Raw genomic sequence first — 22635 nt, forward strand, 5'->3', positions numbered from 1 at the left:
GTCGAGCCGTCGATTGGGCATCTGGTTCTGCTCGGTAAGGCGCATTGAAATCCTGCTTGTGACGCTTTCATGTCAGTATGAGCGAATATTTAGTTTGTCGACAAGATGGATTCTGAGCCCGATCCTGCTCAAACATTGCCCGTCATGCCGCCTTGAGGCCGCACCAATTGGCTACGAAACGGGCAATCACCTCGGTGGTCGTCTGCAAGCTGGCGAGCTCGACCGCCTCTGACGGCGCATGCATGCCGCGCCCATGGCCGCCGTAGCAGAGTGCCGGAATGCCGTAATAGAGGTCGTAGAACCGGGTATCGCTGGTCGCCGTCATGGCGAGCGGCTCGAGCGGATAGCCGAGCACCGCGGCATGGATATCGGCCAGCAGCGCCTCCGCGGCGCTACCTGGGGCAAAGACATGACCATCGGCCTGGAACCCGATCCAGCTCAGCGCCGGCATGGCCGCATCGAGCTCGGCGGCGCAGCGCCGCACCGCCTCGGTGACGCGCTCGCGCACCTGCGGCAGGCTGTGCCCGGGCAGCACCGACAGCCGGCACTCGAGCTCGCACCATGAGGGGACCGAACCCAGCCAGTCCCCGCCCCGGATATTGCCGGGGTTGAACTTCACCGGGTCGGCAACGGCGCCGAAATAGGGATGCGTCACCGCCTCGGCATTGATCTCGGCGGTCAGCCCCTTGAGCGCCTCGATATAGGCCATCGCCGCGAGGATGGCGTGCGAACCGGTGGATGCACCTGCGTATACATGGCCCGGCCGGCCCAGGATGCGCAGCCGGAACCAGACCGAGCCCAGTTCGGCCCGGATGATCTGATGCCCCATGCTTTCGGGGATGAACGCCGCATCCGCGCGATAGCCCCGCGCCAGCGTCGAGAGCGCGCCGTTGCCGGTGCACTCCTCCTCGCTCACCGTTTCGATATGCACCCGCGACCCCGGCACGTGCCCCAGCCGGCGCAGCGCATCGAGCGCGAACACCATAGCCGAAACGCCCGCCTTCATGTCGGCCGTGCCGCGACCATGCATCCAGCCGTCGCGAACCTCGGGCTTGAACGGGTCCTGCGCCCAGAGCTCGGCGGCCCCGACCGGCACCACGTCGATATGGCCCATGAGGATCAGGCTCTTGCCGACCGGCTCGTCGACCGCATGGGTCGCCACCACCTGGACGGCCCTCGTGTAATCGGCATCGACGATCGGCGAGAAGCCCGGCAGCCCGGCAATATCGACTTCATCGATCGTATAGCTGTCGACCTGCCAGCCGCGCGCCGCGAATTCACCGGCCAGCCAGTGCTGGCATTCAGCCTCGTTGCCGCGCGTGCTGTCGAACGAAGCGAGCCGCGCCAGCCACTCGGTCTGCCGGCCAAACCCCTCGGCCACGGCCTCGCGCAGCGCCATCGGATCGATCGTCATGCCACTCCCTGCCCCTCCAGTCGGCACCCCCGTGCCGGACTGGATTTCTCCTGTCGACAAACTGTCGGCTGAACCCTATAGGGAGATGGTAACGAAGCGCAATACGCTTTGCCGAGCCGCCTGATCGCCCTTAGCTGCTGGAGCTGACCCTATGCAAAAGAGCCCGTTTACCGGGTGCATTCCCGCCCTGATGACCCCCTGCCGCGCCGACCGGACGCCGGATTTCGATGCGCTGGTGCGCAAGGCCAAGGAACTGATCGGGCTCGGCATGTCGGGGGTTGTCTATTGCGGTTCGATGGGCGATTGGCCGCTGCTCACCGATGCCCAGCGCATGGAAGGCGTCGAGCGCCTGGTCGAGGCCGGCATCCCGGTGATCGTCGGCACCGGCGCGGTCAACACCAAGGCGGCCGCGGCCCATGCGGCTCATGCCCAGAAGGTCGGCGCCGCCGGCCTGATGCTGATCCCGCGCGTGCTCTCCCGCGGTTCGTCAGCCGCGGCGCAGCAGGCGCACTTCAAGGCCCTGCTCTCGGCCGCGCCGAACCTGCCGGCGGTAATCTACAACAGCCCCTATTACGGCTTCGCCACGCGCGCCGACCTGTTCTTCGCGCTGCGCGCCGAGCATTCGAACCTCGTGGGCTTCAAGGAGTTCGGCGGCGAGAACGACCTCTCCTACGCCGCCGAGCACATCACCTCGGCCGATCCCGACCTGACGCTGATGGTGGGCGTCGATACCGCGGTCTATCACGGCTTCATCCAGTGCGGCGCCGCCGGCGCCATCACCGGCATCGGCAACTGCCTGCCGCGCGAAGTGCTGCACCTGGTCGAGCTCTGCGTCAAAGGCCAGCAAGGCGACCCGGTGGCCCGCCGCCGCGCCAGGGAACTCGAGGAAGCGCTGATCACGCTCTCCACCTGGGATGCCGGCCCGGACCTGGTGCTGTTCTTCAAGTACCTGCTCGTGCTCAACGGCGAGAAGGAATACGAGCTCCACTTCAACGAGACCGATGCCCTGAGCCCGGCGCAGCGGCGCTTCGCCGAGCAATCGCTGCAGCGCTTCCGCACCTGGTACGGCGCCTGGGCTGAGGCGGCATAAGCGGGGGGCGACCTCTCCTTTTAAGGGGCGCAGAACGCGCAGTCGGGCTCCCTCTCCCGTTTACGGGGGAGGGCTGCCGACTGCACGTTCTCAGCAGCGGACCTACCGCTCCTGCAGCGTGAGATCGATGCGGCTCGTGGTGTCGCGCGCCATATAGGCCTGGATCTGCCGCACGATCTGGGCGGCATGCGTCGCCGCCAGCGCGTCGGCGCGATCGGCGTCGCCGGCCTCGATGGCGGCCACCATGTCGGCGTGCTCATCGACATATTGGCGCGGCAGGTCGTCGTCGAACGAGTAGTAGAAGACGCGCATCACCCGCCGCCCCTCGTCGAGCAGCCGGGCGAACAGCTGGGTGAAATAGAGATTGCCCCCCGCCTCGGCCACCGCCACGTGGAAATCGCGGTTGATCGCGATCATCCCCAGGGCATCGTGGCGCCGCACGGCATCGGCATAGGCCGCCTCGAACGCCCGGATGCGCACCAGATGCTCGCCGCGACGATGCACCGCCGCCGCCCGCGTGGTGACGCGGTACATCAGCGTCAGCGCCTCGAAATATACCGGCAGGTTGATGAAATCGATCGGCGCCACGATGGTGTTGCGGTTCGGCAGCGTGGTCAGCAGCCCCTCCGCCGCCAGCCGCACCATGGCCTCGCGGATCGGCGTGCGCGACAGGTCGAACTCCTCGGAGAGCCGCATTTCATCGAGCGGACTGCCGGGCGGCAGGCTGAGATCGAGGATCGACTGCCGCAGCTTCTCATAGACCTTCTGCACCCCGTGCCCGCGCTTGCGGATCTCCGTGGTCACCCCTGCAGTCGGCTGCGGCTTCTTCGCCATTCCAGAACCTCGAATCCGCCAGACGCACAGCTCGCCGCGGGGACTGGCTTCATATATAAAGTGTCGACAGATTGCCAGACGCTCTGGTTACTTGGGCGGCCGCAACTCCAACAATATGCACCCCGGCAGCAGGCAGCCTCTTTCACGGCTTGCACTTGGCGTTGCATGATTCATTTTGCGTACCTGATGCGCCATGCTGCCGGTATCTATGCTGCATTGGGGCCGCCAGGCGACACGGCTGCGTGAAGCCCTCTCTAGCGAGGGTCATCGGCGAGCGGCCGCTTTTCCGAGCAGACGCTCCGGATGAGGCCGCGCAGCCATCGGTGCGCCAGGTCGCCATCCATCCGCGGGTGCCACAGCATCGACAGCGTGAAAGCCGGCAGTTCGAGCGGCAGGGCAAAGGCATGCATGCCCTGGCGCAGCCCTGCCGTGTGTCGCTCCGGAACCGTGGCGACGAGCTCGGTCTGGCGTGCGAGGTGAAGTGCGGCGGCGAACCCGTGCACGATGATGGCGATCGGTCGCACAAGGCCCGCGGCGCTGACGGCATCATCGATGTCGGTACTGTGCAGCCCGCGCCTGAGCACATGAACATGCTCGGCCTTTACATAGCGATCGGCCGTCACCTTGCCTGTGGCGAGCGGGTGGCCGTCGCGGACCACGCCCACCCATCTGTCCTCGAAAAGCGGCAGGGCGCGCATCTCGGGCGCGGTTGTGAGGTCGATGACGCCGGTCTCGATGTCGACTTCGCCCTCCCGCAGCGGAGCGCTCTCCTTGTCGGGCTTGGCGACGAATTGCAGGATGGCTTTCGGCGCCTCGGCCTCGATGCGCCGCAGCAGAGCGGGTCCGAATGTTTCGACGAACCCTTCGCTGGTGCGCAAGGTAAACCGGCGTTCCAGTTTCTTGAGGTCGAGCTTCTCGGCCGGCCGCAATACGGCGTTCGCGCCGTCTACCAGGGCGCCCACCTGGGTGCGCAGCTCTAGGGCCCGAGGCGTCGCGACGAGGCCCCGGCCGGCGCGCACCAGCAAGGGATCGCCTGTCACTTCACGCAGCCGCGACAGCGCCCGGCTCATGGCCGACGGGCTGAGCTGCAGCCGTCGCGCCGCTCCCGCCACGCTGCCTTCCGAAAGCAGCACGTCGAGGGTGACGAGAAGATTGAAATCGGGCACGAGCCCCCTCCCCCACACATGGCGCCGCATGCACGAATATAGTGCGAACCGTGCGTCTTCTGCAATGCATGCGGCGGCGCTAGGTCATTGGGAACACTCGAAAGGAGTTCCCGATGTCCCCCCGTTTCGCGCCGGTCTTGTTCGGCTTCGTTCTCTCGGCCCTGATGTCCTTCGTCGTCTCGGGCATTGCCACCTTCCGCGCTGCGGGCCTTGTCGACGGCTTCTTCAGCCTCTGGGTCAGCGCCTGGCTGCCCTCCTGGCTGATCGCCTTTCCCGTGGTGCTGGTCGTGGCGCCGATGGCCCGCCGCCTCGTCGGGCTGCTGGTAAAGGCCCCCGCGCCGGGCGCTCGCTGAGCCATGGCGACGTCCGCCGATCACGGCCGCTATCCCTGGCGGCTCCTCGCCCTCGCCTTGGTGATGCTGCTCCCCTCGCTGGGGACCAGCATCGCCAACGTCGCACTGCCCTCGCTCGAGCGCGCCTTCGCGGTCTCGTTGGGCGAAGTGCAGTGGGTTGTCCTGTCGTACCTTCTCGCCGTCACCACGCTGATCGTCGGCGTCGGCCGCCTCGGCGATCTCGTTGGTCGCCGGCGGCTGCTGCTCGTCGGCATCGGGCTGTTCGCCATCGCCTCGGCTGCCGCCGCCCTCGCCTTCAGCTTCTGGGTGCTGGTAGTGGCGCGCGCCGTGCAGGGGCTGGGCGCTGCGATCATGATGGCCCTCACCCTCGCCTCGGTCGGCGACGTAGTGCCCAGGCAGCGCGCCGGCAGCGCCATGGGGCTGCTCGGCGCCGTCTCGGCGACCGGGACGGCCCTCGGCCCGTCGCTGGGCGGCGCCCTCCTGTCGATCACCGGCTGGCCCGCGGTCTTTGCCGTGCTGGCCGGGGCCGGCGCACTGACGCTCCTGATCGGAGTGCTGGCGCTGCCTGCCGATGCGGCAGTCGAGCGCAAGGCGCCGTCATTCGACGTGCCGGGGCTGTTGCTGCTGGCGGCGGCGCTCGGCGCCTATGCCCTTTCGACGACGCTCGGCGGCGCCCATCCCGGGCCCTTGAATGCCGCGCTCGCCGTGCTGGCCGTGTTGGGCATTGCGGCATTTGTGGTGGTCGAGCGCCGCACCGCCTCGCCACTGGTGCAGATCGAGCTGCTGCAGGACCGCAGCCTCGGCTCCGCGCTTGTCTCGCTGGCCCTCGTATCGACCATCATGATGGCGACGCTGGTGGTGGGGCCATTCTACCTCACCAGCGCGCTCGGCCTCAGCCCGGTGGAAACAGGTCTCGTCATGTCGACCGGGCCGGGCGTCGCCGCCCTCGCGGGCCTGCCGGCCGGGCGCCTCGTCGACCGGCTGGGCAGCGCCAGGGTGATGATCGTCGGGCTGCTCGGCATCGTGGCCGGCGCAGCCGCGATGGTGATCCTGCCGGCCTTGTTTGGGGTTGGCGGCTATGTCGGCGGGCTTTCCACCATCACCGCCGGCTACGCCCTGTTTCAGGCGGCGAACAGCACAGCGGTGATGGCGAATGCAACCGAGGATCGGAAGGGGGTGACCTCGGCGCTGCTGGGCCTTGCGAGGAACCTTGGTCTCGTCACCGGCGCTTCCGCCATGGGCGCCGTTTTCGCCCTTGGATCGAACGGCACGCTGCCGATCGGGCAGATCTCCGGACCGCAGGCCGGACTGCAGCTGACCTTTGCCGTCGCCGCGCTTCTGGCCGGCACAGCGCTGCTCTTGAGCTGGAGGCAGATCCGCTGACCATCGCCGGAGGCCCGCGCGGCGCGGCTGAGGGCGAGCGCCAGGCAGCATGCTGGCACGCTGGCCTGGGCACACTCGGCCGATGACATCCGACGGCTCACCGCTTGCCACCAGTCGGCCGCGCCGCGTAGCGTCCTGCCATGTGTCACGCCTATTCCATCACCACCAATGTCGAAGCCATCCGACAGATGGTGCAGGCCATATTCCGACTTGAGGTTGCGATGAACATCGGCAACCTGGCGCCGCAGACCGGCGTCTACCCTGACATGCTGGCGCCGATCATCCGCAACCAGCCGGGTTTTCAGGAACTGATCAAGGTCCGCTGGGGCATGCCGACCTCGTCGCAGGCGCTCTACCAGGCGGCCCAGGCGCGAGCCGACAAGATTGCCAAGAAGCAGGGACGCGACCTCAGCGCGGAGGAATTCGCCGAGTTGGTGCGAATGGAGCCCGACCGCGGCACCCACAATGTACGGAACACCAGAAGCCAGCACTGGAAGCGCTGGCTGGCCCCGGAGTTTCGCTGCATCGTGCCGTTCACCAGCTTTGCCGAGGTGAGCAGCGAGATCGGCCCGGACGGCAAGAAGCTGGGCAATACCTGGTTTGCCTTCGATGACAGCCGCCCGCTCGCGTTCTTTGCCGGCATCTTCGCGCCGCAGTGGACCAGCGTGCGCAAGACGTCCGAGGGGATGGTGACCACCGACCTGTTCGCCTTCCTCACCACCGATCCCAACAACATCGTCGCCGTCGCCAATCCCGACGCCATGCCGGTGATCCTGCGGACACCCGAGGAGATCGAGATCTGGATGACGGCGCCATGGGACGAGGCGCAGAAGCTCCAGCGGCCGTTGCCTGACGGCGTGCTGCAGGTGGTTTCGGTCGGGAACAAGGAAGACCCCCCGGAGGCGGCGAAGCCCCCGCCGGCCGGCGATCCTCAGCAATCGCTGTTCTAGCCGAAGTCATAAGGGTTGCGCGCCCGCTTGCGCTCCTTGGCCTTCCTCGCCTTCTCAATGGCGGCTTGTACTCGCTGCTGCTCTCGCCAGGCATTGGAGCCTTCGATGGCGCGGTCACGAGCTCGAATCTCCAGAGCGTGCTGGGTCGCTTCTGCAACGCTGGTGGTGACGAGGCTGAGGCTGTGGGCGCCGCCGGGGGCGCCGTAGGGCTTGTCGGACATAGGGAAACTCCAGGTGAACGGAGTCCCGGACGCTATGCCCCGGTCTGGAGCGCATGCAAGAAGAAAGCCCCGCCTGCCGGAGGTCCGCAGGCGGGGCGGGTGATGCGATGCGGGCGGGATATGGACTCGTGTGCCGTTTCGTTGGCCAATGCGAGAAACCGGAAAAATCGCACTGTTTCCCTTGCCGCCGCGTCCGGTTGACGCGCATCGCGTCACCTGGTGAATGCCGCTCGAGCCCGGCGGTTCCCCGAACGAGCCATTCGCAACTGATTGGTTGATGAACCAAGCTGTGCGGACGGCGTTGCCCTAGCTCCAGCCACGAGGAGATACAATCATGGCAACCACGAGCCGAGTCCGCGCCCAGCACCGGGCCAAGGTCACCAGTCTGGCTGCGGCATTGTTTTTCATGGGGGTTTCGTCGGGAGCATTCGCCCAGGATCGGACGATCGACGGCAAGGCGGTTCCCGACGATCAGCTGGCGGCGGTCGAGAAGCTTTGTGCTGAGCTGCAGCTTCAGCAGGGGGCGACCGGCACGCAGGAGCCCGAGACCAGCATGGACCAGACGACAGAGCAGAAGCTCAAGGCCGACGCCGGCGCCACCGGCGAACTCGACCTGTCCTCGATCACGCTCGCACAATGCGTAGCCGGCGGTTTCGTCGAACAGGGCGCCAACACCAGTCAATAGGATTCGAACGATCTGAAGCCCGCTTTCGCGGCCGTGAAACCAAGCTCGCCGTTCGACGTTCTCGCCGCTGTTACAGGGCAAAGGAACGATGATCGACTTCACGGCCGGCTTGAAGCGTAGTTCGCCTCTCGATGTGGTGAGAAGCAGGCGGGCGCTGTCGCTCATCAGGCCCTACGCCGCCCGCTTCGAAGGATGGAACCAACGAGCGGCAAAAGCCAGTGCAACTGCCCTGTCGCGGATCACCTCGCCAGAAGAGCGCGCCGAGCAGTTCAACAAGCTGGCTCTGCTGTATGAGGAGGTGGAGCAAGCCTACGAGGAGTTCGAAGCGGCTGTTGCCGGTGAGCCACCGCATAGCCGGATTGACGATCTTCGAGCAGCCTTCCTGAGGCTGCTTCAGGTGCTGTGCCGTTGGCGCCACGACTGAATCGGAAGCGATTACGAAGTCTGGTAGGCCAAAGCGCCACCCACCTAGATGCTCGCACCAGTCAGCAGGATAATCACCAGCCAACCCACAACCATCCATCCAGACCGGTACCGTCCCCTGAGCATGATGCTCCTCCCACAGGCCGCATCGTTTGCTGTCTGCCGGCCCGATCGCATCGGCTCAGATTCCAATACTCCATCGCTCGTCGAGGAAGTTGCGGGCGCGCTGGCTCAGGGCGAATTGCAACCAAGCGCCGCGCACCACGTCTTCTAAGTAGCCGGGAGGCTAACATGCGGTACTTTTTCGACATTTTCGATGGCAACCATTGGGCTCGCGACGACATCGGCGTCGACTGCGCAAGGGACCGGAGCGCCCGGCACCAGGCTGTTCTTGCGCTCACGGAGTTGGCCCGGGAGCTGTTGCCGTCGAATGGCTCTGCTCAGGAACTCGTCATCCGAGTTCGGCTGAAGGAGGAACATGCCTTTTCAGTAAGGCTGGCCTTTGACACTTCATCCGGTCCGGCGCTCACCGACACCACGCTGATGGAAACCCGGCATTGAGGGAGACCCCAGGCGAGGTGCATGCCAAGTTTCCCCTCGGGGTTCCCCACCTCAGCCGCGCAATGGCCGATGCCTGCCGATAGCGTTGGCGCCTTTCATGTACGAAACAAAGGCCCGGCTTCCACCAGGGAAGCCGGGCCAGTTGCAGCCGATCGATGGCAAACGCTGATCAGCAAGCTGGTTGCGGAGCGCCGCTGCGTTACGGGGTCCGGTCGTCGACGTAGACTGTGAACGAGCCGTCCGTTTCCGTGGTGACGGCGACAATCTTGTCGATCGGGCAGTTGCTGGTCTCCAGCTTGGTCTTGAGATCGGCATTGCCTTCGATCGACGTCTTCAGGCCGGCCACCTGAGCGGAATTCTTGCTCAGGGCGTTATCCAGTGCGGTTGCGTCGGCAGAAGCGTCACCCTTCAGGGTCGACACCTTCACGCAGCTCACCTTCGACGTTGCGGTGAAGGTGCCCAGATCGGCCATCTTCCCGGCGTTAAGGCTGGAAATGAGCGACCCATAGTTCATATTCCCGCCTGCCGTGGCGTCCGACGAGGTGGTCGTCGTTGTCGTCGCATTCGCATCCTGTGCGACGGCGACAAACGGGGTGGCAGCCAAGGCTGCGGCGATCATGAGAGTGGCAATGGTCTTCATCGTGTTCTTCTCCTTTTTTGCCCTCGGCTCCATCAACTTGCTTCGCAAAATCCGGTTCCGAACTTAAGTCGCGGCCGGCGACGAAGGTTTGCTGCCCGGCGGGTCGCTGTCGGCCGAACTGAAGGTGTCATAGTTAAATGCGGACGCTGCCCGTAAGCGCTTCAGTGAACGCCAATGGGCTCGACCTGATTTTCCGGTCGAGCCAGCCACGGAGGTTCCTATGTCGCACGTTGATTGGGTGGATGGCTGGGAGATCCACAGTCGTCCCGATGGTGGCTTCGGCGTCTATGACAGCCACGGTCTGGTGGCCGGCCCGTACGGCCGTAAGGAAGATGGACTGGCCGCAGCGTTGAGGTTGCCGAAACACTCACCCGCCGCCTCCACGTCTGCGCCGCAAGCCAGCGGGCGGACCTGACTACGAGAACGACGTTCCACGTCCCGATCTACTGTCCCCGCGGCAATGGCGCGCGTCGGCTGACGGTATCTGCCGTGCCTTCGCAACCGGACGCCGGAACCTAGTCCTGTCGCCCACATTTGCTTGCCATGGACCATCCCAATCTGTTTCCCGAGGAACCTGTCGGCCTGCTGCCGGGATTGAAGTATCAGGCTGGGCTGATACCGGAAGCCGAGGCAGCTTCCCTGGCGGAGTTGATCGCTCCCCTGCCGTTCAAGGAGTTTGAGTTCCACGGATTTACCGGGAAGCGGCGCGTGGTGTCATTCGGGTGGAAGTACGACTTCTCCAGCCAGCGCCTCGAGCGGATCGGCTACGTACCGGAGTTCCTCTTGCCGCTGCGCAACAAGGCAGCGGAGTTCGCTGCGCTCAGTCCCGACGCACTGGAGCAGGTCCTGGTCACCGAGTATCAGCCCGGCGCGACAATTGGCTGGCATAGGGACAAGGCGGTGTTCGATGAGGTTGTGGGCGTCTCGCTTGGAGCATCTTGCATCATGCGTTTCCGCCGACGGACCGGCGCAGCCTGGGAGCGCAGAAACCTCAAGCTCGAGTCAGGGTCGGCTTATCTCATCTCCGGCGAGGCACGCACCCATTGGGAGCACTCCATCCCGCCAGTTGCAGGTCTGCGCTATTCGGTGACCTTCAGGTCCGTCAAGCGATGAAGGACGATCAAGGTCGCGGACCGATGCCGAGACTTCATCCGCGATCGGTGGCCCCCGATCAGGCTGGTGGTTGCCTCGGGAATGAAGATCCTGGCCGAGAGCCAGCTCCCCAAGGGATCACGATTCTTCAGCAAGCCCTATGAGGATAGCTCGATCGTATCGGCGCTGACCGATTTGTTGAGCGACGGCTGACCTCGTCCAGCCGCGCAGGAGCTCCTGCGGCCGCGGCCCGGCGGCGTGCAGGTGGTTCGATGGGGAACACGCAAGACCCAGCGAAACGAGAAGCGCTCCCAATCCGCCGCCGATTGATCCACAGCGTTCCGACCGCCACGCCGCAGCAGGCTGATCAACTGCGCCCGATGCAGCTCAAGGCGCGTGAAAGCTCGCGAGGGCCGCCAGCACGCGCTCCTGCACCGGCGGCGTGGGCGGCGGCGGCTCGAAGGCGCGCCCGGTGATGCGCTCGTAGGCCTCGACATAGGTCAGCGCGGTCTTCCAGATCAGGTCGGGGGGAATTTCCGGGACTTTGTCCGCGTAGGGGTCGTATCGGGCGGCGACCCACTCGCGGATCACATCCTTGTCGAAGCTCTGCGGGCGCTCCCCGGCGGCGAGGCGCTCCGCATAGGTATCCGCCCGCCAGTAGCGGCTGGAATCGGGGGTGTGGATCTCGTCCGCAAGGCGCAGGGTCCCCTCGGCATCGAGCCCGAACTCATACTTGGTGTCGGCGAGGATCAGGTCACGCTCGGCGGCCAGCGCCTGCCCCCGGGCGAATAGCGCAAGGGCGGCCTCGCTCACCTGCCGCCAGCGGGCCTCGGTGACGAGACCGCGCGCCAGGATTTCGTCTTCCGTCAGCGGCTCGTCGTGAGCGCCGTCGGCGGCTTTGCTGGTGGGCGTGATGATCGGCGTCTCGAGCGCCTGGTTGTCGGCGAGCCCATCGGGGAAAACCCGCCCATACATCTGCCGGCGACCGGCCCGGTACATGGTCAGGATCGACGTGTTGGTGGTGCCCGCGAGGTAGCCGCGCACCACGATCTCGACCGGCAGGATTTCGAGGCGGCGGCCGACGACGATGTTGGGGTCGGGGGTGTCCAGCACGTGGTTGGGGCAGATGTCGGCAGTCTGCTCGAAGGCCCAGCGGGCGATGCCGTTCAGCACCTGGCCCTTGAACGGGACGGCGCACAGCACCCGGTCGAAAGCCGACAGGCGGTCGGAGGTGACGAGGATGCGCCGCCCGTCCGGCAGGTCGTAGTTGTCGCGCACCTTGCCGCGGTAGAGGCCGGGCAGGCGCGGGTCGATCGCCTCTCTCAGCACCTGGTGGCTGCTGGCCGCCAACCTCGTATCGTCGATGGTGGACATGATGGTTTCCCTGCCAAATCAATAAGATCAACCAGCGACAGCCGGTTGTCACGCCGGCTTGCGCCGCTGCAGCGCGCCGATCCGCTCAGCCCGGCGCCGCAAGCGACACGTCAAGGTGACTGCCAGTCGGGCCAGTTGATGGTCATCCCATTGCAGCCCAGCTCCGCCGCCGCAACCATCTTCTCGCGGCTCGGGATCCCCGAACTGCGCGCTTCGATGCCGAACCGACGCGCAATCCGGGGCTGACGCTTCGCCCGGCCTGCCGCCGGGAGCCACGCCGCGCCGGTCGCGCTGGATGCGCTCCGCGTTGCGTCGCTCGACGCGGCGAAGGATAAAGACCCAAACAAACAGGGAAGGCCGCATGGGCGCTCGAAACTACCTGATCGAAGGCCTTTCCGGCGCCGGCAAGACCACGGTGGCCGAGGAGCTGCAGCGCCGCGGCCACCACGTCATCCATGGTGACCGGCAATTCGCCTATTACGGCGATCCCGAAACGGGCGCACCGCTCGACCGGCCAGTCCTGGACAGCGAGAGCGACAAGGTGACGTGGGGCTACCGGCACTGGATCTGGCCGGTCGACCGGGTCAAGGCGCTGGTCGCCGACCGGAGCCACCCCATCAGCTTCTTCTGCGGCGGCTCGCGCAATCGGTGGCAATTCATCGCGCTGTTCGACAAGGTTTTCGTGCTCGAAGCCGACGCCGCCACTCTGAATCGGCGGCTCGCGTCGCGGCCAGCCGATGTTTTCGGCGGCAAGTCGGTCGAGCGGGAGTTCAATACGCGGCTCCATGCAACGGGCGAGAACGACCCGGGCAACGCGATCCGCATCGACTCCACCGCGCCGCTTGCCGACGTCGTCGAGGCGATCCTCGCCGAATGCCGGGCGGGTGGCGGCTCAAACGACTAGTAGTGAATGATAGCCTCATATTTCACGACGTTCCCATCGCGAACCACGCCAACCCCCTCATGGCCGGCCAGCGGACCGATGTAGCGGCTCCGACAGATCCAGAGCTCGTCGCCGGGACGCGCATCCTTGAGCGTTGTGGCCATCATGTGATCGACCCAGACCAGCAGTTGCTCGCGCCTTTGGGGAAAAGCCATCGCGTACTCGTCGACAAAGTGCCTGATGATTGCCTCGCGATCGGCTCGCTCGTGCGGCACCGGCTCCATCCCCCGGGCCAGCCGCTCCCGCTCTGCGTCGGTTAGCCCGTCGGTGTGGGTCATCGGGTCACCTGTGCGCGGTCGCTGCAAGGCCCAGCGGGGCTGGCTCAATTCCCAATACTGAACACATTATGGTGCCAAGCGCGAGTCAGCGATTCTTGTCGGTGCATGGAGGTATGCTCTGCGTGGTTCCCTGGTTGCACTTGTAGTGGCGAGCATTTGCGCGCCGTGCTCGAATGCGCAGGCGCGAGACCTGCTCCAGCTCGAGGGTTGTCCGACGGCAATTGCACTCGACCGCACCGCGATCTGGTCCGCGCTGGCGCCGGTCGCCTCCAGCCCCGCGATCGACGGAGGATTCAGGACGTCGCTGAGCTTCCGGCATCCAACCAAGGGCATCGTCCTGGTCCTTGGTTCGGGGGTTGCCATTGAGCCGTTCCAGGGAAAGCTGGGCAAGGACGAGCTGTCGCAGATGGCGGAGATGACGCGGCAGGCGCTGGGGGACCGTGACCTGGCTGCCGAGGCCAACGAACAGGCGGTAGATCTGGGCATAGCGGCAGACGTGCAGAAATTCGACTTGGGTCAGGTGATGGAAGTCACGCCCGATGCGTTCTGGACGATGGGCCCGACTTCTGCTGCCGCCCGCGGCGGCACCTCGAGGGGCGGCTACTCCGGAATGCTGACCACCATCGTTGCGGGCTGCGTGCTGCAGGGCAATTTCCACTTCGTAGGAGCCGAGTTCACCCCCGATGAAGTCAAGGCGGCAGCCGCGGTTCTGGCCACCTCGTTCACGACTCCTTAGCCGCAGCCCGCCGTCAGTTCACGCGCCCACCGCCCTCTGCAACACCGCCTGCGCCCCCGCGTACAATCCGTCGCTCGCCCCGACCGGCATCGCCTCGATCCCGACAAATCCCGCATAACCCGCCCGCAGCAGCCAACTGAGTTCGGCCGCCCAGTCGTGGCCCCCTGCCCCGAACTCGTGCCGCCCGGGGATGTCCGCCACCTGGATGTGGCCAACCAGTTGCATGTTGCCTTCGAGCGCCCAGCCGAGCGGCTCGCCGTTGAGGATGGCGTGATAGCGGTCGTAGAGGAACCGCACATTGGGCCGGCCCAGCCGGCGCAGCAGCTCGAGCGCGCTTTCGCTATCCTGCAGCAGCGCGTTCGGCCCCTCGAACTGCCGGTTCACCACTTCCACCAGCAGCTCGACCGGCAGGCCGGCAATCGCATCGGAGGCCCGGGCCAGCGCGTCGCCGGCGGCCGCGAGCTGGGTCTCCAGGGCAACGCCGGCACTGATGTCGCCGGCCAGCACCACGAGCTTCGGACAGCCGAGCTTGACCGCCACCGCCGCGGTCTCGGACACCCGCCGCACGAACTCGGCGTGCTCGGCCGGATCGGCCAATTGGCACTTGTTGCGCCAATCCTCGACGCAGAGCGTTTCGAGCTTGGTGCCGGTGTCGCGCAGCGCGCGGCCGAGCGCGTCGAGCGGCTTGTCCCGCCAGTCCCAGATTTCCACCGCCGGAAAGCCGGCCGCCGCTGCCGCCCGCACCCGGTCCGGGAACGAGCGATCGCCTTCGGCGAAGGCCAGTTCGATCGAGATGGAAAAGTCGATCACTTGCCTCGCACCGCATCGACCACTGCCCGGCCCGCCTTCAGCGCCGCGACCGGTTCGCTCGCCGCATCGAGTTCGAGCAGCACGATGTCGGCGCCCGGAGTGTTGAGCATCGCCTCCGACCAGGCATTCCAATCGACGATGCCGGCGCCGAAATCGGCCATGTAGCGCTGCTGCTGGCTGTAGATCGAATGGTCGATCACCAGGTCCGTCTCGATCTTGCCCACCGCATCCTTCCAGTGCGCGAGGATGATGCGCTGGTCCTGCTGGCGCGCTACCCGCACCGGATCACCACCGCCCAAGGTGATGTGGCAGCTGTCCGGGCAGAGCCAGACATAGCGCGGGTCGGTATAGGCCATGAACAGCGCGATATCGCGCTCGTACCACAGCGCGCTGTTGGATTCGGTATGGAGCGCCAGCTTGATGCCGGCCCCCTCGATCGCCTCGCCCACCGCATGGGCGATGTCCGCCATCTCAGCCATGAACGCCTGATCGATGAACATCGGCGGCCGCACGCCGCGGGTCTTTCGCATCGGCAGCCCGGTGACGAGGATCTCGCCGCCCGCCTCGGCGATGAACGCCGCCCGCCGCTCCGCATCGGCGACAATGGCGCCGAGATCGGCACTGCTGCTCCACGCCGGCGCATCGGCCATGAAGGCGCTGACCACCGCGAGGCCGCGGCTCTCGAGCTCGGCCCGGAACGCCTTGGCGCTGCCGAAAGCTTTGAGCACATTGTCGATGCTGCCGGGCGCGAAGGTCAGCTCGAGCCCGCTGACGCCGGCTTCGGCGAGCGCGTTGAGCACCGTGCCCCAGAACTTGTCGAGATTGGCCGCCGCCCAGCTCCCCAGTTCCGCCTCGCTCTCGAGGCCCCAGAACCGGGGGTGGTAGAAGGTGATGATGTCGGTCGCGAGCCGGCTGGCCATGGACTTGTCTCCGCTATGTGAAGTGCGGACGGGCAACGCCCGCCGCGGGGGTAGTGCGGACGAGCAAGAGCTCGCCGCGTAGGGGTAGGCGCGGCGGCCGGGCAAGAGCCCGCCGCGGGCGGACGGGCAAGAGCCCGCCGCGGGCGGACGGGCAAGAGCCCGCCGCGACTATTTGAGCCCGGTGACGGCAACGCCGCGCACGAAGTATTTCTGCAGGAACAGGAACAGGATCAGCACCGGCAGCAGCACCACGATGGCGCCGGCGAGCAGCAGGCCATAGTCGATCGAGCGCGCTGCCTGGCTGGCGACCGCGAGCCCGACCGGCAGGGTGTAGGTGCCCTGGTCCTGCGCCACGATCAGCGGCCAGAGGAAATAGTTCCACGAATTGAGGAAGGTGATGATGGCGACCGTCGCGATCGCCGGCCCGACCAGCGGCAGGAAGATGCCGAAAAAGATGCGGAACTCGCCGGCGCCATCGAGCCGGGCGGCTTCGAGCAGCTCGTCGGGCACCGAGTCGGCGAACTGGCGCATGATGAACACCGCGATCGGCATCACCGCGATCGGCAGCACGATGCCGGCCAGCGTGTTGACCAGCCCGAACTGCACGATGATGAAGAACTGCGGCACGAACAGCGCGATATAGGGGATCATCATCGCTGCGAGGATTGAGCCGAACACCAGCTTGCTGCCCTTGAACGGCAGTTTTGCCAGCGCATAGCCGGCGAGCGAACTGAACAGCACGTTCGAGGCGACGGTGAACGCCGAAACGATGAGCGAATTGCCCATATAGGTGCCGAACTGCCGGCGCTCGAACAGCTCGGCGAAATTGGCGAGGTTAGAGAAATCCTGCGGCAGCCAGGCGCCCGGCGCCGCCATGATCTCGCCCTGCGTCTTGAAGGCGCCGAACAGCACCCAGACGAAGGGCAAGAGCACGATGGCTGCCACGAGGGTCAGCGCGGCATAGAGCAGCGCGGTGCGCAACGGATGCTTGCCGCTCATCGCCAGGCCCTCAGCAGCCTGAGCTGCAGAATGCCGAGCAGCACCACGATCGCCAGCATCACGTAGGAGCCGGCCATCGCCGCAGCGATATTGCCGTGCCCGAACTGCTCGTAGACCCAGAGCGCCACCGACTTGGTCGCGCTGAGCGGCCCGCCCTTGGTGAGGAGGTACGGCTCGTCGAAAATGTTCATGTAGGAGACCGTCATCAAGACGCTGACCAGCACGGTCGCCGGTTTCAGCAGCGGTAGCGTCATCGAGAGGAAACGCCGCCAGGTCGAGGCGCCGTCGATCGCCGCCGCTTCGTAGACATCCTCGGGAATGGCCTGCAGCCCCGCGAGAAACAGCACCATGCAGGTGCCGACATTGCGCCAGGTGGTGAGCAGGATCACCGTGCCGATCGCCATGTTGGGGTCGCCCAGCCAGTTGGGGCCGAGCAACCCAAGCGAGCCGAGGAAGGTGTTGACCGGCCCCTTCAGGGTGAAGGCGTATTGCCAGATCACCGCGGCGGCGACGATGTTGGTGATGACAGGCAGGTAGAAGGCCGAGCGATAGACGGCGCGGAGCCGCCTGATGCCGCTGTTCAGCGCCAGCGCCAGAACGAGGCCGATCGCCATCGTCAAGGGCACGCCGATGACGATGAAGATGCCGGTGGTCCACAGCGATTTGAGGAACCCGGCATTGGTCAGGACGCGGGCGAAGGTATCGAGGAAGGTGAAATCCACCTCGAGCGGGTGCCGGATATCGGCAACGCCCATATCGGTGAAACTATAGACCAGCGCCACCAGCGCCGGGATGGCGGTGAAGACCAGGAAGATCACGAGAAACGGCGCGACGAACAGCCAGGCCGTGGCAGCCTGCCACGACGATCCCCGCCTTGTGCCCACATTGGCCAACAGAATTCTCCGAGACGATGTTTCCGCCACATCCTGGGCCGGTGCGGGAAGAGTCCCCCCTCCCCTGTCCCCTCCCCGCAAGGGGGAGGGAGACGCCATCACCAACGCCAGTGTTTTGGTCTCCTCCCCCCTTGCGGGGGAGGGACAGGTTGGGGGGTGCTCTTTCCGCTCTGAGCCGCCCCACCCCCTATGGCCCCCAGCCTCAGTTCCCAACCCCAGCCGAGTCCGCAAACGCCTGCACGTCATCGAGCACCTGCTTCGCTGTCGCCTGGCCGCGGGCCACCAGTTCCATCTGCTGGCCGAGATAGGTGCCGACCTGGTTCCAGGTGGAAACCTGCGGCACGTCGACGGCGGTCTGCAGCGCCTCGCGCTGGGCATTGAGCAAGCCGTTGGCGGCAATTGCCGGATCATCCCAGGCCGCCTTCACGGCGGGGAGGCTGCCGAAATACTTGTACCAGGCGACCTGGGTTTCGGGCTTGGTCATGTAGCGCACCAGCTTCCAGGCGGCGGTCGGGTTCTTGCCGTCCTTCAGCACCGCAAGGCTGCCCGAGCCAAGCGCCGAGACGCTGCCGGCCGGGCCGGCCGGCATGATTGCCGTGGCGAGGTTGGCAGTCACCCACTCGCGCCCATTGGCATCGACCAGCCACTGCTCGAACCAGGGGCCGATATCCTTGCCGGCGATCTCGTTGGAAGTGAACCACGGCACAGTATCGAGGAATTTCGGGCCGTCGGGCGAAGCGAGCCCCTCGGAGAAGAACGAGCCCCAATAGTCGAGCGCCGCGACATTGGCGTCCGAATTGATGGTCCATTGCGTGCCGTCGGCGCTGAGGAAGCCGCCGCCGTTCTGGTGCACATATTCGTTGAGGCCCTGGGCGTTGTAGATGTCGTAGCCGATATCCATGCCGAGCCCCCAGGTGGCGCCCTGCCCCTGCATCGCCTTGGCGAAGGCCTTCATTTCATCCCAGGTCTTGGGCGCCGCGAGCCCGGCCTTGTCGGCCAGATCCTTGCGGTACTGGAACATGGTGGCATAGGCATCCATCGGCACGCCGTAGGCGACGCCGCCCTTGACGCTGGTGGCATAGGCGCCGGGGAAGAAATCCTCGGCCTTGACCAGCCCTTCAGGCACCGGCGCAAAGGCCCCGGTCGCCATCAGGCTGGCCTGGCTCTGCGAATAGAGCCGCACCAGGTCGGGCACCGTGCCGGCAGCAATCGCGGTCAACAGCTTCGCATCAAACTGGTCGGAAGGGATCTGCGTGATCTCCACCTTCAGCTCGGGGTTGGCCTTCTCGAAATCGGCGAGGAAGCTCGGCAGCTTCTCGCCCTCGGCGCCGCCGATCCACAGCTGCAGCACCCCGCTGGCCGGAGCATCGTCGATCGTCTGGGCATGGGCAGTGGCGGCGAGGCCGAGCGACACGGCCAAGGCGGAGGCGCCGATAAGGACGGCCCTCCGGGCTACACGATTGGTGGACTTCATACCTGTTTCCCCGAGCTGGTGATGAGTAGTCGTGTCGCGTCCCTGGGCGCCGTCTAGACGTCTTCCCTCGAGACACCGGTTAGGCTTGGCAATCGATTGCCATGACGCTATTGGTTGCATATGCTGATTTTCTACGCAAGCGGGATTTGTGCACATGAGATGGGCAGTTGAGAGCGACAGCGGACCGGGCGCTAAGCCCTTGGCGCTGATTGATTAGTTGTCGGGGGGACTCTCAGCGTTCTGCGCCCGACGGCGGGCTCGATAATCGCAACAGCCCGCCACACACACCTCTTGCCTTCTCCCCTTGTGGGAGAAGGTGGCGCGCAGCGCCGGATGAGGGGTCCGCGCAACGAAGTGTAGCGCGATCGGAGCGCAAGCGACGAGCGACACAGTACGCGGAGAGATACCCCTCATCCGGCCTTCGGCCACCTTCTCCCACAAGGGGAGAAGGCACTCACACCACCGCCGGTCTCACTCCGGCGAACCCTTAAGAACGGAGCAATTCTCACCATGGCTGATGCCAGCTACGACGCGCTGATTGTCGGTTCCGGCGCTTCCGGGATCTTCGCGGCGCAGGAACTCACGGCGCAGGGGCTGAAGGTGTTGCAGCTCGAAGCGGGCCCCGAGATCGGGCCGGCCGATTTCGATGCCGCCAACCGCCCGCGCCAGACCGATATCAACCTGTGGCAGCGGGCCAAGGCGACGCTGAGCGGCCAGGGCGTGCAGGCGCGCGCCGCGTTCTTCGATGGCCGGATGCGGCATCTGTTCGTCAACGACATCAAGCACCCCTACTCCACCCCCAAGGACGCGCCCTTTGTCTGGATCCGGGCCCGCCAGGCCGGCGGGCGGACGCACACTTTCGGGCGGGTGCTGCTGCGCTGGACCGATGATGATTTCAAAGTCCGGAGCCGCACCGGCAAGGGCGTCGACTGGCCGATCGATTATGCCGAACTCGCCCCGTTCTACGCGGAAGTCGAGCGCTCGCTCGAACTCTATGGCCAGCCCGACAACGTCCCCACCCTGCCCGACAGCCTCTATGCGCATCGCGCCGGGCTGACGGGCCCGGAGCAGCAATTCAAGGCCGCCGTCGAAGCGCAGTGGCCCGAGCGCAAGGTGGTGACCTGGCGCTATATCGGCCCCGAGCCGACCCGCGTGCTGCGCCCGTTGCGCGAAGCCATCGCCTCGGGCCGGCTTGATATCCGCTACAATACCATCGCCCGCAAAGTGCTGACCGACGCGACCGGCAGCCGCGCCACCGGCGTCGAGGCCATCGATACCCGCACCGGCAAGGTCCAGGTGCTCAACGCCCGCGCCGTGGTGCTCTGCGCCTCGCCGATCGAGAGCATCAGGCTGCTGCTCAACTCCGCCTCCGACCGGCACCCCCTTGGGCTCGCCAACAGCTCCGGAACGCTCGGGCGCTATTTCGTCGACCAGCTGCCCGCAGTCGCCGCCGGCACCTTCCCCGCCGCCAAGGGTTGGTCGACCGCCGACACGGCTCCATCAGATCCGTTCTACGGCCCCTCGGGCGGCATCTACCTGCCCCGCTTCGTCGGCGCGGACGGCACGGCCAGCACTGATTTCGCCTACCAGGGCTCGATCGGCCGCAGCCGCACCGCGCCCGACCGCCCGGCACGGCTCAGCTTTTTCGGCTATGGCGTGATGGCGCCCGACCCGGATAACCGCGTCACCCTCAACCCGCGCCGCAAGGATGCCTGGGGCATGCCGATCGCCCATATCCGCTGCAAGATCGGCCCCGAGGACAAGCAAACGCTCGAACGCGAACTCGCCGCGCTGGTCGAAACCGTCGAGGGCGCCGGTGGCGAGCTCGAATACATCGGCTCGCCTTTGGGCCTCAGGGAAATGGGCCGCGGCGCCTACCCCGATGCCGACCCGCTGAGCCGGCTCGCCTTCCGCGCCCTGTTCAAACAGACCATGGTGATGGGCGCCGCCATCCACGAAGCCGGCGGCGCGCGCATGGGCGAGACGAAGGCGGAGTCGGTGCTCGACCGCTACAACCGTAGCTGGGACGTGCCCAACCTGCTGGTCACCGACGCCAGCGCCTTCCCCGGCGGCGGCGTCTCGGGCACAACGCTGACCATCATGGCGATGACGGTGAGGGCGTGCCGGGCGCTGGCGGGGGAGTTGCGGGGTTAGGGGGAGCCGCAGGACTCTCCTTCATCCTCCCCCGCGTGGCGGGGGAGGATCACGGCACGGCCGGTGACGCCCCGCCCCTAGACGCTCACAAGCCTCTGCTGCTACGTCACAATCCCGCCCATGGAGAACCGGCTCAAGCGATGGCGAAGCGGACGGAGATTCGGACGGCGGGACCTTCGATTGCCGATGTCGCGCGGGAAGCCGGCGTCGCGACATCGACGGTGAGCCGCGCCCTGACCATGCCGGGCCGCATTGCCGAGCCGACCCGGCTCAAGGTCGAGGCCGCCGCGAAAAAGCTCGGCTATACCGGCGGCAACCAGACGGCGCGGAACCTCCGCATCGGCACCGCCAAAACCATCATGATCGTCCTCCCCGAGGAGCTCTATACCGGCGCTTCGCAGACCGTCACCGAAGTGCTGCGGGCCACCGGCAGCGGGCTCAGCGAGCGCGGCTTTTCGCTGCTCATCGCCAACGTCTCGCGCGAGGCCGATACCGACGAGCACATCCTCACCGTGGCGCTGGGCGGCACGGTGTCGGGCGTGTTGCTGATGGCGACCAATATCCCCGAAGTGGCCGGGCGCAGCCTCGGCGACCTCGGCCTGCCGATGGTCTCGCTGCATTTCGATTTGAGCGGCAAGAACATCCCCAGCGTCGTCAGCAACGACCACGAGGCCATCGGCAATGCCGCAACGCAACTGGTGGGGCTCGGCCACCGGCGCTTCCTCTATGTGCGCGGGCGGCTCGACAACTACCACGAGATCGAGCGGCTGCGCGGCGTGCGCGACGCGCTCAGGGCCAGCGGCCTGCCCGAAACCGCACTGACGCTGAGCCAGGGCGATTTCAACTTTTCGGGCGGCATCGCCGCCGGCCACGAGTTCCTCGGGCTCGATGCCGCCGACCGCCCCACCGCGGTGATCTGCGCCAACGACGATACCGCCATCGGCTTCATCAAGACGGTGCTCGATGCCGGTCTCAGCGTGCCCGGCGACGTCTCGGTGATCGGCTTCGACGGCGCCGCCGTCGACCCGTTCATGACCCCGTCGCTCTCGACCGTGCAGCAGGACACCGCCGAACTCGGCCGCCGCGCCGCCAACCTCATCACCAACATCGTCTTGGGCGAACACAAATCCAACCAGCACCGCTTCGAGGTGCCGTGCACCATCGTGCTGCGCGATAGTGTCCGCGCCCTCTGAAGCGCCGGCGCGAGGCATCGCCCCGCCAGACCCAAGGTCCGGCAGGGCT

The 22635-nt window shown here is 66.2% G+C and carries 24 protein-coding genes and 1 pseudogene; 13 read left to right on the top strand and 12 right to left on the bottom strand.

Annotated features, from left to right (window positions below; translation table 11 throughout):
• Nucleotides 1–142: 142 nt before the first annotated feature.
• Complete coding sequence (locus tag AC1ROK_RS25075) at nucleotides 143–1414, bottom strand: ArgE/DapE family deacylase (RefSeq protein WP_492852028.1); 1272 nt, start codon at nucleotides 1412–1414, stop codon at nucleotides 143–145.
• Nucleotides 1415–1565: 151 nt separating this feature from the next.
• On the opposite strand from AC1ROK_RS25075, the gene AC1ROK_RS25080 reads away from it, so the two are divergent.
• Nucleotides 1566–2504 (top strand): dihydrodipicolinate synthase family protein, encoded by a 939-nt coding sequence (locus tag AC1ROK_RS25080; RefSeq protein WP_492852030.1) that lies wholly within the window; start codon nucleotides 1566–1568, stop codon nucleotides 2502–2504.
• Between the two features lie 102 nt (nucleotides 2505–2606).
• On the opposite strand, the gene AC1ROK_RS25085 is transcribed toward AC1ROK_RS25080, so the two are convergent.
• On the bottom strand, nucleotides 2607–3338 hold the full coding sequence (locus tag AC1ROK_RS25085; protein ID WP_492852032.1) for a GntR family transcriptional regulator: 732 nt from the start codon (nucleotides 3336–3338) through the stop codon (nucleotides 2607–2609).
• A 254-nt stretch (nucleotides 3339–3592) separates the two neighbouring features.
• A complete protein-coding gene (locus tag AC1ROK_RS25090) occupies nucleotides 3593–4504 on the bottom strand; it encodes a LysR family transcriptional regulator (RefSeq protein WP_492852034.1) in 912 nt (303 codons plus the stop codon).
• A 113-nt stretch (nucleotides 4505–4617) separates the two neighbouring features.
• Between AC1ROK_RS25090 and AC1ROK_RS25095 the strand changes: the two genes are divergently transcribed.
• The 3 genes from AC1ROK_RS25095 (at nucleotide 4618) to AC1ROK_RS25105 (ending at nucleotide 7190) form a co-directional block, all read left to right on the top strand.
• The gene (locus AC1ROK_RS25095; protein WP_492852036.1) at nucleotides 4618–4857 is read left to right on the top strand and encodes a DUF2798 domain-containing protein; all 240 of its coding nucleotides are present in this window, start codon (nucleotides 4618–4620) and stop codon (nucleotides 4855–4857) included.
• Between the two features lie 3 nt (nucleotides 4858–4860).
• The gene (locus tag AC1ROK_RS25100; RefSeq protein WP_492852038.1) at nucleotides 4861–6240 is read left to right on the top strand and encodes an MFS transporter; all 1380 of its coding nucleotides are present in this window, start codon (nucleotides 4861–4863) and stop codon (nucleotides 6238–6240) included.
• A gap of 140 nt (nucleotides 6241–6380) precedes the next feature.
• The gene (locus AC1ROK_RS25105; RefSeq protein WP_492852040.1) at nucleotides 6381–7190 is read left to right on the top strand and encodes an SOS response-associated peptidase family protein; all 810 of its coding nucleotides are present in this window, start codon (nucleotides 6381–6383) and stop codon (nucleotides 7188–7190) included.
• On the opposite strand, the gene AC1ROK_RS25110 is transcribed toward AC1ROK_RS25105, so the two are convergent.
• Nucleotides 7187–7411, bottom strand: a complete 225-nt coding sequence (locus tag AC1ROK_RS25110) for a hypothetical protein (protein ID WP_492852042.1) — start codon at nucleotides 7409–7411, stop codon at nucleotides 7187–7189. The genes AC1ROK_RS25105 and AC1ROK_RS25110 overlap by 4 nt on opposite strands.
• A 334-nt stretch (nucleotides 7412–7745) precedes the next feature.
• On the opposite strand from AC1ROK_RS25110, the gene AC1ROK_RS25115 reads away from it, so the two are divergent.
• The 3 genes from AC1ROK_RS25115 (at nucleotide 7746) to AC1ROK_RS25125 (ending at nucleotide 9080) form a co-directional block, all read left to right on the top strand.
• A complete protein-coding gene (locus AC1ROK_RS25115) occupies nucleotides 7746–8096 on the top strand; it encodes a hypothetical protein (RefSeq protein WP_492852044.1) in 351 nt (116 codons plus the stop codon).
• Nucleotides 8097–8184: 88 nt separating this feature from the next.
• On the top strand, nucleotides 8185–8520 hold the full coding sequence (locus tag AC1ROK_RS25120) for a hypothetical protein (protein ID WP_492852046.1): 336 nt from the start codon (nucleotides 8185–8187) through the stop codon (nucleotides 8518–8520).
• Nucleotides 8521–8810: 290 nt separating this feature from the next.
• On the top strand, nucleotides 8811–9080 hold the full coding sequence (locus AC1ROK_RS25125; protein ID WP_492852048.1) for a DUF6894 family protein: 270 nt from the start codon (nucleotides 8811–8813) through the stop codon (nucleotides 9078–9080).
• A gap of 199 nt (nucleotides 9081–9279) precedes the next feature.
• Here AC1ROK_RS25125 and AC1ROK_RS25130 read toward each other — a convergent pair whose 3' ends face one another.
• Entirely contained in the window at nucleotides 9280–9720 is a 441-nt protein-coding gene (locus AC1ROK_RS25130; RefSeq protein WP_492852050.1) for a hypothetical protein, read from the bottom strand.
• A 543-nt stretch (nucleotides 9721–10263) separates the two neighbouring features.
• Here AC1ROK_RS25130 and AC1ROK_RS25135 point away from each other — a divergent pair.
• Together AC1ROK_RS25135 and AC1ROK_RS25140 are read left to right on the top strand one after the other, a co-directional pair.
• On the top strand, nucleotides 10264–10833 hold the full coding sequence (locus AC1ROK_RS25135) for an alpha-ketoglutarate-dependent dioxygenase AlkB (protein ID WP_492852052.1): 570 nt from the start codon (nucleotides 10264–10266) through the stop codon (nucleotides 10831–10833).
• A 33-nt stretch (nucleotides 10834–10866) separates the two neighbouring features.
• Nucleotides 10867–11025: pseudogene (locus tag AC1ROK_RS25140) on the top strand (response regulator); the annotation flags it as partial.
• A 174-nt stretch (nucleotides 11026–11199) separates the two neighbouring features.
• On the opposite strand, the gene AC1ROK_RS25145 reads toward AC1ROK_RS25140, so the two are convergent.
• A complete protein-coding gene (locus tag AC1ROK_RS25145) occupies nucleotides 11200–12186 on the bottom strand; it encodes a phosphoribosylaminoimidazolesuccinocarboxamide synthase (protein WP_492852054.1) in 987 nt (328 codons plus the stop codon).
• A gap of 361 nt (nucleotides 12187–12547) precedes the next feature.
• On the opposite strand from AC1ROK_RS25145, the gene AC1ROK_RS25150 reads away from it, so the two are divergent.
• On the top strand, nucleotides 12548–13090 hold the full coding sequence (locus tag AC1ROK_RS25150) for a DEAD/DEAH box helicase family protein (RefSeq protein WP_492852056.1): 543 nt from the start codon (nucleotides 12548–12550) through the stop codon (nucleotides 13088–13090).
• Here AC1ROK_RS25150 and AC1ROK_RS25155 read toward each other — a convergent pair.
• The gene (locus tag AC1ROK_RS25155; protein ID WP_492852058.1) at nucleotides 13087–13407 is read right to left on the bottom strand and encodes a hypothetical protein; all 321 of its coding nucleotides are present in this window, start codon (nucleotides 13405–13407) and stop codon (nucleotides 13087–13089) included. The two genes, AC1ROK_RS25150 and AC1ROK_RS25155, sit on opposite strands and share 4 nt — an antisense overlap.
• Nucleotides 13408–13552: 145 nt before the next feature.
• Here AC1ROK_RS25155 and AC1ROK_RS25160 point away from each other — a divergent pair, with 145 nt between their 5' ends.
• Nucleotides 13553–14143 (top strand): hypothetical protein, encoded by a 591-nt coding sequence (locus AC1ROK_RS25160; RefSeq protein ID WP_492852060.1) that lies wholly within the window; start codon nucleotides 13553–13555, stop codon nucleotides 14141–14143.
• 18 nt (nucleotides 14144–14161) lie between these two features.
• On the opposite strand, the gene AC1ROK_RS25165 is transcribed toward AC1ROK_RS25160, so the two are convergent.
• From AC1ROK_RS25165 to AC1ROK_RS25185, 5 genes are all read right to left on the bottom strand, one after another.
• Nucleotides 14162–14953: a TIM barrel protein gene (locus AC1ROK_RS25165; RefSeq protein WP_492852062.1), complete on the bottom strand. Its 792-nt coding sequence runs from the start codon at nucleotides 14951–14953 to the stop codon at nucleotides 14162–14164.
• On the bottom strand, nucleotides 14950–15873 hold the full coding sequence (locus AC1ROK_RS25170) for a sugar phosphate isomerase/epimerase family protein (RefSeq protein WP_492852064.1): 924 nt from the start codon (nucleotides 15871–15873) through the stop codon (nucleotides 14950–14952). Before AC1ROK_RS25170 ends, AC1ROK_RS25165 begins: the two co-directional genes overlap by 4 nt.
• Nucleotides 15874–16041: 168 nt before the next feature.
• Entirely contained in the window at nucleotides 16042–16872 is an 831-nt protein-coding gene (locus AC1ROK_RS25175) for a carbohydrate ABC transporter permease (RefSeq protein ID WP_492852066.1), read from the bottom strand.
• Nucleotides 16869–17756 carry a carbohydrate ABC transporter permease gene (locus tag AC1ROK_RS25180; RefSeq protein ID WP_492852366.1) on the bottom strand — a complete coding sequence of 296 codons (888 nt, stop codon included), beginning with the start codon at nucleotides 17754–17756 and terminating at the stop codon, nucleotides 16869–16871. The genes AC1ROK_RS25175 and AC1ROK_RS25180 overlap by 4 nt, the downstream gene beginning before the upstream one ends.
• Before the next feature lie 211 nt (nucleotides 17757–17967).
• Nucleotides 17968–19239: a sugar ABC transporter substrate-binding protein gene (locus AC1ROK_RS25185; protein WP_492852067.1), complete on the bottom strand. Its 1272-nt coding sequence runs from the start codon at nucleotides 19237–19239 to the stop codon at nucleotides 17968–17970.
• Nucleotides 19240–19749: 510 nt separating this feature from the next.
• On the opposite strand from AC1ROK_RS25185, the gene AC1ROK_RS25190 reads away from it, so the two are divergent.
• Together AC1ROK_RS25190 and AC1ROK_RS25195 are read left to right on the top strand one after the other, a co-directional pair.
• Nucleotides 19750–21393 (top strand): GMC oxidoreductase, encoded by a 1644-nt coding sequence (locus AC1ROK_RS25190; protein ID WP_492852069.1) that lies wholly within the window; start codon nucleotides 19750–19752, stop codon nucleotides 21391–21393.
• A 140-nt stretch (nucleotides 21394–21533) separates the two neighbouring features.
• Nucleotides 21534–22586, top strand: a complete 1053-nt coding sequence (locus AC1ROK_RS25195; RefSeq protein WP_492852071.1) for a LacI family DNA-binding transcriptional regulator — start codon at nucleotides 21534–21536, stop codon at nucleotides 22584–22586.
• Nucleotides 22587–22635 lie beyond the last annotated feature (49 nt).

Source organism: Devosia sp. GW821-FHT12F11, from assembly GCF_058806655.1.

Coding starts and splice junctions, on each gene's coding strand:
- AC1ROK_RS25075 (WP_492852028.1), bottom strand. CDS start 1,414: ATGACGATCGATCCGATGGCGCTGCGCGAGGCCGTGGCCGAGGGGTTT.
- AC1ROK_RS25080 (WP_492852030.1), top strand. CDS start 1,566: ATGCAAAAGAGCCCGTTTACCGGGTGCATTCCCGCCCTGATGACCCCC.
- AC1ROK_RS25085 (WP_492852032.1), bottom strand. CDS start 3,338: ATGGCGAAGAAGCCGCAGCCGACTGCAGGGGTGACCACGGAGATCCGC.
- AC1ROK_RS25095 (WP_492852036.1), top strand. CDS start 4,618: ATGTCCCCCCGTTTCGCGCCGGTCTTGTTCGGCTTCGTTCTCTCGGCC.
- AC1ROK_RS25100 (WP_492852038.1), top strand. CDS start 4,861: ATGGCGACGTCCGCCGATCACGGCCGCTATCCCTGGCGGCTCCTCGCC.
- AC1ROK_RS25105 (WP_492852040.1), top strand. CDS start 6,381: ATGTGTCACGCCTATTCCATCACCACCAATGTCGAAGCCATCCGACAG.
- AC1ROK_RS25110 (WP_492852042.1), bottom strand. CDS start 7,411: ATGTCCGACAAGCCCTACGGCGCCCCCGGCGGCGCCCACAGCCTCAGC.
- AC1ROK_RS25115 (WP_492852044.1), top strand. CDS start 7,746: ATGGCAACCACGAGCCGAGTCCGCGCCCAGCACCGGGCCAAGGTCACC.
- AC1ROK_RS25120 (WP_492852046.1), top strand. CDS start 8,185: ATGATCGACTTCACGGCCGGCTTGAAGCGTAGTTCGCCTCTCGATGTG.
- AC1ROK_RS25125 (WP_492852048.1), top strand. CDS start 8,811: ATGCGGTACTTTTTCGACATTTTCGATGGCAACCATTGGGCTCGCGAC.
- AC1ROK_RS25130 (WP_492852050.1), bottom strand. CDS start 9,720: ATGAAGACCATTGCCACTCTCATGATCGCCGCAGCCTTGGCTGCCACC.
- AC1ROK_RS25135 (WP_492852052.1), top strand. CDS start 10,264: ATGGACCATCCCAATCTGTTTCCCGAGGAACCTGTCGGCCTGCTGCCG.
- AC1ROK_RS25145 (WP_492852054.1), bottom strand. CDS start 12,186: ATGTCCACCATCGACGATACGAGGTTGGCGGCCAGCAGCCACCAGGTG.
- AC1ROK_RS25150 (WP_492852056.1), top strand. CDS start 12,548: ATGGGCGCTCGAAACTACCTGATCGAAGGCCTTTCCGGCGCCGGCAAG.
- AC1ROK_RS25155 (WP_492852058.1), bottom strand. CDS start 13,407: ATGACCCACACCGACGGGCTAACCGACGCAGAGCGGGAGCGGCTGGCC.
- AC1ROK_RS25170 (WP_492852064.1), bottom strand. CDS start 15,873: ATGGCCAGCCGGCTCGCGACCGACATCATCACCTTCTACCACCCCCGG.
- AC1ROK_RS25175 (WP_492852066.1), bottom strand. CDS start 16,872: ATGAGCGGCAAGCATCCGTTGCGCACCGCGCTGCTCTATGCCGCGCTG.
- AC1ROK_RS25185 (WP_492852067.1), bottom strand. CDS start 19,239: ATGAAGTCCACCAATCGTGTAGCCCGGAGGGCCGTCCTTATCGGCGCC.
- AC1ROK_RS25190 (WP_492852069.1), top strand. CDS start 19,750: ATGGCTGATGCCAGCTACGACGCGCTGATTGTCGGTTCCGGCGCTTCC.
- AC1ROK_RS25195 (WP_492852071.1), top strand. CDS start 21,534: ATGGCGAAGCGGACGGAGATTCGGACGGCGGGACCTTCGATTGCCGAT.